Below are 11776 nucleotides of genomic sequence, written 5' to 3' on the forward strand. Positions count from 1 at the left end.
TAGAGCTCGGGTGTGGGTAAAGGGTTTCCATTTGCAGAGAAAGGTTTTACCCACGCTCTTTGGAGTGCCTGTGCATGCGATTGCATGTAGGCGAAAACTTGCATAGGTAAGTGGTTGAAAACATAGGGCACATTTTTACGAAACGTTTGGCAATTCAGATGCTAATAGGCAGATGTAACCGTATCAGTTTTATCTGTACGTTCGGCCATCTTTGAAGGAGTCCTATGCGTCATCTGTCAATCGCCCTTGCCTTGGCTTTGTTCGTTGGAGCAGCCCCCGCACTTCTGGCTGACTCTATTCCTTATCCCAATGCCGGCACACCGGCCCCCAATGTCACCCTGATTGCTACTGCAACTGGTGATATCACAGGTTATTTCCTCGGCCAAAGCGCTGGAGATGACTCGGTCATTCGTATGGTCGATGTCACCACCGGCTACACAAGCGCCTATTTTCTTCCGAACCACACCACTGCAATTGGCACTTCGGTCAATTTCGGTGCGGTGAACGAAGGCGATGTTCTGGTGTTCGAGCTGCTTGATACGACCAGCGGCATCCAGTACTCGACCGATGCAGCCGCGAACAACGACGGCTACAACCATGGCTACGCCACGGACTTTGCGGGCGGCGTGCTTGGTTCGGAGACCTATCCTGCAGGAACCTACATCGGTTTCGAGGATACGTCCTGGTTCGACTATGACTACAACGACAACCAGTTCCTCTTCACCAACACGGGAGTAGCTCCCACGCCTGAGCCCGGCAGCTTGATCCTGCTCGGCACCGGCATGCTCGGTGTTGCTGGTGTGGTTCGTCGCAAGATGTTCGCGAAGTAAGCGAACGTCGCTTCAAATCAAAATGGCCTGGTCTCGAGACCAGGCCATTTCTTTGCATGAAAGAGATTTGCGGGAAAGAGAAAGGCGGAGGAGGGGGGATCCCTTCTCCGCCTTTCTGTGCCGGTTGGCGAGTGGCTAGATGTCGAGGTTCTTCACATCCAGCGCGTTCTCTTCGATGAACTTCCTGCGGCTTTCGACGTCTTCGCCCATCAGCGTGGTGAAGATCTCCTCGCAGGCGGCGATATCTTCGAGCTTGACCTGCAGCAGGGTGCGGCGTTCCGGGTCCATCGTGGTCTGCCACAGCTGTTCTGCGGTCATCTCGCCCAGACCCTTGTAGCGCTGGACGTCGTAGGATTTTTTGCCCTGCTCGATGACGTAGGTGAAGAGTTCGCTGGCCGTGGCCTTCTCGACCGGATCCTGCGGGCCCTTGGTGGTCTTCTTGACGGCGCGGGTTTCGATGATGGTCGCGGGGGTCTCGGCGCCTTCGGCAGCGGTCTCCTCGGGGGTGTCCTCGACCTCTTCAGCCTTGGAGCCCTTGGAGGCGTACTCGATGATGTAGGGACCGGTGAGCTGATCCTTGATCTGAGCATGCTTGGCAAGCATCTGGCGGCTCTCGGCGGAGGAGGTCAGCGCCCAGTCGATGGAGCGGATTGCGCCCTGTGCATCGGTGAAGTTGACCGAGTAGGTCTTGTGCTCCTCGTCGAACTCAACGTCCGAGACGTGCTTGAACTGGTAAATCTTCTGGACGGCATCCAGCTTGGTCTTCATGGCCTTCAGCTTGTCCGGCGATTCGAAGTCCGAGCGCTTAGCCGGTTCCTTGCCCTCGTGGGCGAAGAGCGAGGCGAACTCGCGGGTGACCTCTTCGTTGCGAATGCGCTTTTCCACCTTGTCGAAGAAGCCGATGTAGTCGTTGAGCTGGCCCATGAACTTAGTGAGCTCGGCGCCTTCGAGCTTTTCGCCTGCGGTGCCATAGCGGACGGTCATACCGTCGGAGGCGCGCTTGACCATGACTGAGACGTATTCGCGGTCGTCCTTGATGTACTGCTCGAAGCGGCCCTTCTTGATGCGATAGAGCGGTGGCTGCGCGATGTAGACGTGGCCGCGCTTGATCAGCTCCGTCATGTGGCGGAAGAAGAAGGTCAGCAACAGGGTGCGGATGTGCGAACCGTCGACGTCGGCATCGGTCATGAGGATGAGCTTGCCGTAGCGGAGTTTGGAGGCGTCGAAGTCGTCCTTGCCGATGCCAGCGCCGAGGGCGGTGATCATGGCGCGGATTTCCTCGTGGCCCAGCATCTTGTCGTAGCGGGCCTTCTCGACGTTGAGGATCTTACCCTTCAGCGGGAGGATGGCCTGGAACTTACGGTCGCGGCCCTGCTTGGCGGTTCCTCCTGCGCTCTCACCCTCGACGAGGTAGAGTTCGCAGCGGTCGGGCTCGCGCTCGGAGCAGTCGGCCAGCTTGCCGGGGAGACCGCCGCCGTCGAGGGCACCCTTGCGGCGGGTGAGGTCGCGGGCTTTGCGGGCTGCCTCGCGGGCGCGGGCGGCGTCGATAGCCTTATTGATGACCTTCCTGGCCACCTGCGGGTTCTGCTCGAGGAAGGCTCCCAGGCGCTCGTTGACGAAGGCCTGCACGGTGCCGGCGATGTCGGAGTTCAGCTTGCCTTTGGTCTGGCCTTCGAACTGAGGCTGCGAGAGCTTGACGCTGATCACGGCTACGAGGCCTTCGCGGACGTCGTCGCCGGAGAGGTTCTCCTTCACGTCCTTGAAGAGGCCCATGGCCTGACCGGCGGCGTTGATGGTGCGGGTCAGCGCGGCGCGGAAGCCCTGCAGATGGGTGCCGCCGTCGATGGTGTTGATGTTGTTGGCGAAGGTGAAGATGGTCTCGGAGTAGGCGTCGTTGTATTGGAGGGCGATCTCCATGGCGACCTGGTCACGCTCGGCCTCCATATAGATGGGCTTCTCGTGCAGGACGGCCTTGCCCTTGTTGAGCAGCTTGATGAACTCGGCGATGCCGCCGGTGTACTTGAAGTTCTGCGTCTTGGCTTCGCCGGTCTTGGCGTCGGAGGCGCGCTCATCGGTCAGCGTGATCTCGATGCCTTTGTTCAGGAAGGCGAGCTGACGCAGCCGGTTGGAGAGCGTGTCGTAGTTGTACTCGGTGACGGAGAAGATGGTCTTGTCGGGCAGGAAGTGGACCTTGGTGCCCTTGCGGGTGGAGGCGCCCATCTTGCGCAGCTTGCTGGTGGGGTCGCCCTTGGAGTAATCCTGCGTCCAGGCAAAGCCGTCGCGCCACACTTCCACGTCGAACTCTTCGGAGAGCGCGTTGACGCAGCTGACGCCGACGCCGTGGAGACCGCCGGAGACCTTGTAGTTGGAGGCGTCGAACTTGCCGCCTGCGTGCAGGATGGTGAGTACGACCTGGACGGCGGGCATGGTCACGCCATTGATGACCTTGTCATCCACCGGGATGCCGCGGCCGTCGTCGACGACGGTGATGGAGTTGTCGACGTGGATGGTGACGTCGATGCGGGTGGCGTAGCCTGCCAGCGCTTCGTCGACGGAGTTGTCGACGACCTCGTAGACGAGATGGTGCAGACCCTGCTCGCCGGTCGAGCCGATATACATGGCCGGGCGCTTCCGCACCGCGGCGAGGCCTTCGAGAACCGTGATGTTCTCGGCCGAGTAGCTTCCTGGCGCCGCGGGTTCACCCTTCGTCGCGCCATTCTTATCGTCTAAAAGATCCGTTCCGGTAGGGACTGCAGTCGTTGCCATGTAACTCCTGAAAATGCGGGGATGGGAGCCTCCGGGAACCTTGTGCCTATAACAGAAATACATGAAAAATCAGTTACTTGGCGCTGGGTTCGACCGGCAAGTTTGGTGACTTAAGTATAACACGCGGACTGCGTGGATCAGCCTCTTAAAGGCTCCCTGAAAGGTACGTGCCTGAGCCGGTTCGCCCGGCGAAAAGAAGGAGAACAAAGGAGGTTGCGCCGGGAGCGGGCCGGGCGTGGGAGATGTATGGGGTAAAAAGTACTTCGTCCCCTGTGAAAACTCGGCTACAATTGAAAGGTTGTCGAAACACAGCAACTCTTAGGAATCACAATGCCAAAGTTGAAGACACACTCCGGCGCGGCCAAGCGCTTCAAGAAGACCGGCACGGGCAAGTTCAAGCGCGGTCAGTCGAAGATGCGCCACATCCTCACCTCGAAGAAGACCAAGACCAAGCGCCACCTGCGCTCGATCACCCTGGTCTCTGAGGCGGATGCGCCCAAGGTCGCCCGCATGATTCCTTACGCCTGAGTTTAGGCGAGGGAGTCGATAAGTTTTCAGATCGAGCCGCTGAGAAAACAGCAAAGGGCCGGAAAAGCGTAGAGGCCCCTGGAGCGAGCGAAAGCGAACTCCACCGAGATCTGAAGTTGCAAAGCGAGTGAAGAGGCACCCTTGCCTCCAGCCGCTCAAACGAAGTACGCAAAAGGAGAACCACCATGCCCCGTGTAAAACGGAGTACAAAACGCAGCGACCGGCGCAAAAAGATCCTCAAGCGCGCAAGCGGTTACTTCCTCACGAAATCCAAGCTCTACCAGGCAGCCCAGGAGGCCGTTGAGCGCTCCCTGATGTTCGCCTACACGGGCCGCAAGCAGAAGAAGCGTCAGTTCCGCTCGCTCTGGATCGTCCGTATCGGCGCAGCCGCCAAGCTGAACGGCATGAGCTACTCGACCTTCATCGACGGCCTGAAGAAGGCTGGCAACGGTCTGGACCGCAAGATCCTGGCCGACATCGCCGCAAACGACGCAGCCGGTTTCACCGCGCTCGCCGAGCAGGCGAAGGCAGCACTGGCTACCGCGAAGGCCGCCTAAGTTTCATCCGGCAAGATTCGAGAGAGGTACGGCTTCGGCCGTGCCTCTTTTGCGTTTGGGGCAAGACTTTGCGCCCCGGTGAGTTTGGGCTCGCTCCTCCTAGCAATGGCAATCTTGTGCGTCCTACACTGGAAAGCGATGATGAAGCGTCTGCTGTTCTGCGTTCTGTTTGTGCTGCCGTTTGCCATCCCTGCCTTCCCGCAGCAGGTCGCGCTGACCTTCGACGACCTGCCGGAGCACGGCGATCTCCCGCCGCATGTCACACGGGTGGGCGTGGCGCGCTCGATCCTGGGGACGCTGAAGGCTGAACATATGCCGCCGGTGTATGGCTTCGTGAATGCCGTGGCGCTGGAGGATACCCCGAGCGAGATCAAGGTTCTGCGGGCGTGGCGTGCGGCCGGGCAGCCTCTGGGCAGCCATACCTACACGCACGCCGACCTGACCGCCTGGACGGTTCCGAAGTACGAGAGTGATATCGCTCGCGACGAGCCATTTCTGGAGAAGCTGATGGCGGGGCAGGATTGGCGGTGGTTTCGCTATCCCTACCTGAGGGAGGGCGACACACTGGAGAAGCGCGAGACGATTCGCGGACTATCTGAAAGACCGGGGCTACCGCACAGCGCAGGTGTCGCTGAACTTCGATGACTGGGCGTGGAACGATCCGTATGCACGCTGCTCGGAGAGTCATGATGCAAAAGAGATCCAGTGGCTGCATGACAGCTACCTCGACGCGGCGGACCGCTCGACGAAGGAGCTGCGTGCGCTGACACAGCAGCTGTACGGACACGATATCCGCTACGTGATGCTGCTGCATATTGGGCCGTTCGACGCGAAGATGCTGCCGGAGCTGATTGCGCTGCTGCGCAGCCAGGGGTTCAGCTTCATCCCGCTGCCGGAGGCGATGTCCGACCCGGCGTATGCAGAGGATCCGCATGTCGCCCTGGCGCATGGTGTGACCTTTCAGCAGCAGGTGGCGGCGGCGCGGGGGCTGAGCGTGCAGGTGGAGACGGCTGCGCCGGCGAAGCTGGATACGGTATGTCTGAAGCCGAAGTAACGACAAAGTTTAACTCATGGCGTCGAAGCAACCTCGGATATCATGAAGCTTAAAGATGCCCAGACCGAGATTCAGCAGAGCCTCGGCTACGAGCAGGGAATGGCTTCCGAAAAGGGTCCAGTGAAACCAGCATTTGAGCCGTGGGGGCGTTACCCGAAGTATGATGCCACCCTGTTGCCTCTGCACTGGCAGAGCGATTATCCGTCGATCATCCGAGATATCCATCATGGCGTTCTGCCCGTAGGACTGGGGCGGAGCTATGGCGATGTCTGCCTGCTGAAGGACGGTACGCTGTTGCCGACTCCGGCGATGAGCCGGCTGATCTCGTTCGACCCGGAGACGGGGCTGCTGACGGCTGAGGCCGGCATCTCGCTGGCGCAGATTCTGGACTTCGCGGTGCCGCGCGGCTTCTTTCTGCCGGTGACGCCGGGTACGAAGTACGTCACGCTGGGCGGTGCGATTGCCAATGACATTCATGGCAAGAATCATCATGTTGCAGGCACGTTTGGCTGCCACGTAACGGAGTTCGAGCTGGTGCGCTCGGATGGTACGGTGCTGTTGTGCTCGCCGACGCAGAACCCGGACTACTACGCCATGACGATCGGCGGCATGGGGCTGACGGGGTTGATCCGCTGGGCGACGCTGCGCATGAAGCCGATTGTGACGCGCAAGATCGACTACGAGGGAATCCAGTTTCACGGTATCGACGAGTTCCTGGCGTTGACCGAGGCGAGCAAGAATATCGAATACACGGTCAGCTGGGTGGACTGTGCCTCGACGGGGAAGAACTTCTGCCGCGGCATCTTCATGCAAGGCGATCATTCGACCAAGCGCGGCGAGCTGAAGGCGTCGCCTGAGCCGAAGCTGGTCTTTCCGTTCGAAGCTCCGGGTCAGATGCTGAACCACTGGACGGTAGCGGCTTTCAACGCGCTGTACTTCAATAAGCAGATGGTCAAGCGGAAGGTGCTGGAGATGGACTACGAGCCGTTCTTCTATCCGCTGGACATCGCGCTCCACTGGAACCGGATGTACGGCAAGAACGGGCTGTTGCAGTTTCAGTATGTGATTCCGTGGGACAACGCGCGCGAGGGCACGGTGGCAATTCTCAAGGAGATTGCGAAGTCGGGCCTGGCGAGTTTCCTGGCGGTGCTGAAGGCCTTCGGCGATGTACCGTCGCCGGGAGTGATGAGCTTCCCGCGCCCCGGCATTACGCTGGCGCTCGATTTTCCTATTAAGGCGGGCAGGACGTTTTACGTCTTCGAGCGGCTGGCCGACATGACGCGCGAGTTCGGCGGTCGCCTGTACCCGGCCAAGGACGCCGCGATGACCGCGCAGCAGTTTCAGACCTTTTATCCGGAGTGGCAGCAGCTCTCGCGTTTCCGTGATCCGGCGATCACGTCGAGCTTCTGGGAGCGCGTCACCGGAGAGTCGTCGAATCTATGACCAGTCTTGCAAACTCCTCTCCTATGAAGATTCTTGTTCTCGGCGCGACCTCGGGTATCGCCGAAGCCACCTGCCGTATCTGGGCCTCGCAGGGTGCGAGCCTGTTCCTGGTCGCACGCAACGCGGAGAAGCTCGCCGCCGTGGCATCGGATCTGCGCACGCGTGGGGCCAGATTTGTAGACACAGCGGTCACCGACCTGGACGATACGACACAGCATCCGGCGCTGCTGGCCCACGCGGTCAATGCGCTTGAAGGTCTGGACGCGGCGTATCTTGCACACGGCGTGCTGGGCGACCAGACGGCGGCGGAGCAGGAATTCACGACCGCGGAGCAGATTCTGCACACCAACTTCATCGCTCCGGTGTCGCTGGTGACGTGGCTGGCGAACTTCTTCGTGCAGCGGCGCAGCGGCGTGATCGCCGTGCTGTCGTCGGTGGCGGGAGACCGTGGCCGGAAGTCGAACTACGTGTATGGCTCGTCGAAGGCAGGGCTGTCGACGTTTCTCGATGGATTGCGGAACCGCGTCGACCGCGAGGGCGTGACGGTGCTGACGATCAAGCCAGGACCGACGAAGACGGCGATGACGGCAGGCATGAAGGGCTCGGAGAAGTTTGCCGATGTGAATGCGGTGGCGAAGTCGATCGTTGCGGCCATCGACAAGCGCGTGGATACGCTCTATGTACCGTTCCAGTGGCAGCCGATTATGTTTGTGATCCGGCATATTCCGGAACGGGTGTTCAAGAAGCTGAATCTGTAGATTTTGAGTAGCTGTGATGCGAAGCCCATCCGCGCCTATGGCGTGGATGGGCTTCTTATTTGTGGCTGTAGGAAGATGAAGAGCAGATTCCTCCGCTTCGCTACGGAATGACAAACGGAGAGTGTGCGCTCATTCATACAGAAGAACTCACAAGGCGAGCGGATGGCCGAATGCGCGTTAGAAGCCCAAGTTCCCTCTAGAAGCGTGGCCGAGCTCTAGAAGTCGAGTTCGGTGATGCGCTTCAGGTGGTCGGAGATGCCGTCCTGCTGCTGCTGCGCCATCTGCTGCATGCGGGTAGGCGTCGGCAGCTGTTCGGGGAGCTGCGTGGCTTTTTCGACGAGGATCGACCAGTCTTCTGGCACCGGCAGCTCCTGGTCGAGTCCGGCGGTGGCGTCGCTGGGGGTGACGCGCACGGCGACGGTGAGGTCGCTGGCGGCGCGGCCACGGAACATGCCTCGCGTTGGGGGGACGTCGGCGTAGTCGCGGCCGATAGCGGTGCGGATGTGGCGGTCGCGAGCGACGAGCCAGTTGGTGGGGTCGAAGCCGACCCAGCCGAGCTGCGGCAGGAAGGCCTCGATCCAGGCGTGTGTGGCCGAGTGCAGCGAGCGGTCGTGGTCGCTCTCACCGTGATAGAGATAGCCTGAGACGTAGCGGCACGGGATACGCAGCTTCGTACGCAGCAGCGTGATCATGATGTGCGCGAAGTCCTGGCAGACGCCGGCCTTGTTGGTGAGCGCGAGGTCGATGGGCGAGTCGACCCTGGTGGACTTCGGCTTGTAGTCGAAGTACTCGTAGATCTGCTGGTTGAGCTGGTGCAGGACCATCAGTGGATCGTCACGGCGACGGACGTCGAGCTTCTGTGCGAGGTCGTCGAGGGCGTCGCTGGGAGCGGCGAACTCACTGGGCAGCAGCATCTCCCAGTAGTCGCCCTTTTCGACGAGGTTGTCGAGTTCGGTCCAGGCGTCGGGAGCGAGGAACGATGGGATGTGCGATGGCGGCTGCACCTCGACCAGGGACTCGGCGACGACGACCAGCTGCGGATGCTGGCCGGGGATGTCGAAGTGATGGATGTGGTTGCTGAGGTGGTCGCGGTAGCTGAAGACGCGACAGCGCGGGCTGACGGAGAGATGAAAGGTGAGACAGCGCTGGTTCTGGTCGCTGCGCGGGTGCATGCGCGTCTCCATCATGCTCTCGCTGATGGGATTGCTGTAGAGGAACTTGGTGAGATGGCGAATCGAGTAATACATGGCGGTTCCTCTCCTAGCCTGCAAGCGCCGTCTGGATGGAGTAATCGACGTAGAGCTCGTAGATGGTGCTGTGAATGGAACGGCACTGTTGCTGAATATTGCGCACTACGGCGATGACGCCCTGATCGAGCACATCGTCGATGCTGGAGAAGCTGAGCATCGCCTGCAGGCGGCCACCGAGACGGTGCAGCGGCTCGGCGCGGCTCATTCCGCCGCTCTCCACCTGAATGGCTTCCAGGGCGTGCTGCATGGCGTCGATGGCGAAGCGCAGCGAGTGCGGAAACTGGGCGTCAAGCAGAAGGAACTCGAGGATGCGGTCGGGGCTGAGGTCGGCGGTGTAGACCTTGCAGTAGGCCTCAAAGGCGGTGGCGGAACGCAGCAGGCCCATCCATTCGAGATATTCGGTGCCCTCGGGAATGCCCTCAGGATGTGTCCAGAGGTCTTCGTGGTAGGCCTCGAGCAGCATGGCGGTGGCTGCGGCGCGTTCGATATTGCGGCCGACCTGGATGAACTGCCAGCCCTCGCCGTGGCTCATGGTGGAGTCGGTGATGCCCTGGAACTGGTGGATGGCCTCGGTGATGGTCTGCAGGAACTCGGTGGCGTCGCCTTCGGTCTCGATCTCGATGTTGGGCCGGGTGACGTCGAGATAGAGCGAGTTCAGACGCTGCCACATCTCGGTGGAGATCTGCTCACGGACATGGCGCGAGTTCTCGCGCGCCGAGATGATGCAGGCGACGATGGAGGCCTTGTGGGTGAGGTCGAAGGTGAGGGTGCGGGTGAGCGTGTAGGGATCGCCTCCCCAGGTAAGCTCGCGGGGGTGGCCGAGCGCGTGCAGCACACGCAGCCAGCGGTGCTCGGAGCTCGGCGAGCTCTCGTCGAGCATCAGGTTCAGATTGACGTCGAGCAGCCGCGTCGTATGCTCGGCACGCTCGAGGTAGCGGCTCATCCAGTACAGGCTATCGGCTACGCGTGACAGCATCGTCGGTCTCCCTTCACTGGCTCAGGACCCAGGTGTCCTTGCTTCCTCCGCCCTGGGAGGAGTTGACGACGAGCGAGCCGCGGGTGAGCGCGACACGCGTGAGGCCTCCGGGCACGACCGTGACCTTGTCGCCGTAGAGAACGTAGGGGCGCAGGTCGACGTGGCGCGGCTCGAGGGCGTCATCGATGAGGCACGGCGCGCGTGAAAACGAGATGGTGGGCTGCGCGATGTAGTTGCGCGGGTCGGCCTCGATCTTGCGGGCGAACTCCTCGCGCTGCGCCGCGGTGGACTGCGGGCCGATGAGCATGCCGTAGCCTCCACTCTCTCCGACGGCCTTGACGACGAGCTTGTCGAGGTTCTGCAGGACATGCTGGCGCTCGCTGGGGCGCGTGAGCAGGTAGGTCTCGACGTTTTTGAGGACGGGCTCTTCGGAGAGGTAGTACTTGATGATATCGGGGACGTAGGCGTAGAGCGCCTTGTCGTCGGCGACGCCGGTGCCGAAGGCGTTGGCGAGAGTGACGTTGCCGGCGCGGTACGCATTGAAGAGACCGGCGACGCCGAGGATGGTGTCGGGGCGGAAGGCCAGCGGGTCGATGAAGTCGTCGTCGACGCGGCGGTAGATGACGTCAACGCGGCGCAGGCCGTTGGTGGTGCGCATATAGACGACGTTGTCGTGGACGACGAGGTCGCGGCCTTCGACCAGCTCGATGCCCATCTGGCGAGCGAGGTAGGCGTGCTCGAAGTAGGCGGAGTTGAAGACGCCGGGCGACAGGAGCACGATGTTGGGCTCGGGGCGGCCTTCGGGGGCCAGCGAGCGCAGGGTTCCCAGCAACAGCTGCGTGTACTGCTCGATGGGGCGCACGTTGTAGCGCCGGAACAGCTGCGGAAAGATGCGCTTCATGACGCGCCGGTTGGTCAGCATGTAGCTGACGCCGGAGGGGACACGGAGATTGTCTTCCAGGACCACGAACTCGCCGTTTTCCAGGCGGATCAGGTCAGTGCCGCAGATGGCGATGTAGATATTGCGCGGCACCTGCAGGCCGATCATCTGGCGGCGGTACTGCTTGCAGCTGTAGACGACCTCGCGGGGAACGATGCCTTCCTTGAGGATGCGTCCCTCGTTATAGATGTCCTTAAGGAAGAGGTTGAGCGCGGTAATGCGCTGCATGAGGCCGTGCTCGACCTTGGCCCATTCGGCGGCGGTGATGATGCGCGGCAGCAGGTCGTAGGGAAAGATCTTCTCGGTGCCTTCGTTGCGTCCGTAGACGGTGAAGGTGATGCCCTGATTGAGGAAGCTGAGGTCGGCGGCCTGCTTGCGGCGCTGCAACTCGTCTGCCGGAAGCGAAGAGAAATGGCTGAGCAGAGGCTCGTAGTGACGGTGGATCTCGCCTGGTGCCGCAAACATCTCGTCGTAGGCGTGGTCCAGCAGATAGTTATTCATAGCCATCTGCGCGAACTGCTGGGACTGGTTTTGGGGCATGAAGTTTTTTGAGTATAGCGGCAGCGGGGCGGGAGGCCAAATACTTTACGTGCTCCTGGTTTCAGGCAGGTCATTTGTATGTGATTCCTGGCTGTGACGCTGCCGCGGGAGCAAAAGCGGCTGTGAAGGGAGGG

General features: G+C 61.1%; 11 protein-coding genes. 7 read left to right on the top strand and 4 right to left on the bottom strand.

What is annotated here, in order from left to right; genetic code table 11:
- Positions 1-224: 224 nt before the first annotated feature.
- Complete coding sequence (locus PW789_RS08095; protein ID WP_299374064.1) at positions 225-830, top strand: PEP-CTERM sorting domain-containing protein; 606 nt, start codon at positions 225-227, stop codon at positions 828-830.
- 135 nt (positions 831-965) lie between these two features.
- On the opposite strand, the gene gyrB is transcribed toward PW789_RS08095, so the two are convergent.
- On the bottom strand, positions 966-3596 hold the full coding sequence (gyrB, locus tag PW789_RS08100) for a DNA topoisomerase (ATP-hydrolyzing) subunit B (RefSeq protein WP_299374067.1): 2631 nt from the start codon (positions 3594-3596) through the stop codon (positions 966-968).
- A gap of 330 nt (positions 3597-3926) precedes the next feature.
- On the opposite strand from gyrB, the gene rpmI reads away from it, so the two are divergent.
- The 6 genes from rpmI (at position 3927) to PW789_RS08130 (ending at position 7936) form a co-directional block, all read left to right on the top strand.
- Positions 3927-4124 (top strand): 50S ribosomal protein L35, encoded by a 198-nt coding sequence (gene rpmI / locus PW789_RS08105; RefSeq protein WP_299374070.1) that lies wholly within the window; start codon positions 3927-3929, stop codon positions 4122-4124.
- A 185-nt stretch (positions 4125-4309) separates the two neighbouring features.
- The gene (gene rplT / locus PW789_RS08110) at positions 4310-4681 is read left to right on the top strand and encodes a 50S ribosomal protein L20 (protein WP_299374073.1); all 372 of its coding nucleotides are present in this window, start codon (positions 4310-4312) and stop codon (positions 4679-4681) included.
- Positions 4682-4819: 138 nt separating this feature from the next.
- Positions 4820-5326 carry a polysaccharide deacetylase family protein gene (locus PW789_RS08115; protein WP_299374076.1) on the top strand — a complete coding sequence of 169 codons (507 nt, stop codon included), beginning with the start codon at positions 4820-4822 and terminating at the stop codon, positions 5324-5326.
- The gene (locus tag PW789_RS08120) at positions 5307-5735 is read left to right on the top strand and encodes a hypothetical protein (RefSeq protein ID WP_299374079.1); all 429 of its coding nucleotides are present in this window, start codon (positions 5307-5309) and stop codon (positions 5733-5735) included. The genes PW789_RS08115 and PW789_RS08120 overlap by 20 nt, the downstream gene beginning before the upstream one ends.
- Positions 5736-5834: 99 nt before the next feature.
- On the top strand, positions 5835-7178 hold the full coding sequence (locus tag PW789_RS08125) for an FAD-binding oxidoreductase (protein ID WP_299374391.1): 1344 nt from the start codon (positions 5835-5837) through the stop codon (positions 7176-7178).
- Positions 7175-7936 carry an SDR family oxidoreductase gene (locus tag PW789_RS08130; protein ID WP_299374082.1) on the top strand — a complete coding sequence of 254 codons (762 nt, stop codon included), beginning with the start codon at positions 7175-7177 and terminating at the stop codon, positions 7934-7936. The genes PW789_RS08125 and PW789_RS08130 overlap by 4 nt, the downstream gene beginning before the upstream one ends.
- 215 nt (positions 7937-8151) lie before the next feature.
- On the opposite strand, the gene PW789_RS08135 is transcribed toward PW789_RS08130, so the two are convergent.
- The 3 genes from PW789_RS08135 to PW789_RS08145 are packed head-to-tail and all read right to left on the bottom strand — an operon-like array spanning position 8152 to position 11591.
- On the bottom strand, positions 8152-9183 hold the full coding sequence (locus tag PW789_RS08135; RefSeq protein WP_299374084.1) for a transglutaminase family protein: 1032 nt from the start codon (positions 9181-9183) through the stop codon (positions 8152-8154).
- A 13-nt stretch (positions 9184-9196) separates the two neighbouring features.
- Positions 9197-10162, bottom strand: coding sequence for an alpha-E domain-containing protein (locus tag PW789_RS08140; RefSeq protein ID WP_299374086.1), 966 nt, complete (start codon positions 10160-10162; stop codon positions 9197-9199).
- A 13-nt stretch (positions 10163-10175) separates the two neighbouring features.
- Positions 10176-11591: a circularly permuted type 2 ATP-grasp protein gene (locus PW789_RS08145; RefSeq protein ID WP_367182511.1), complete on the bottom strand. Its 1416-nt coding sequence runs from the start codon at positions 11589-11591 to the stop codon at positions 10176-10178.
- Between the last annotated feature and the right edge of the window lie 185 nt (positions 11592-11776).

Source organism: Edaphobacter sp. (assembly GCF_028283685.1).
Classification (GTDB): Bacteria; Acidobacteriota; Terriglobia; order Terriglobales; family Acidobacteriaceae; genus Edaphobacter.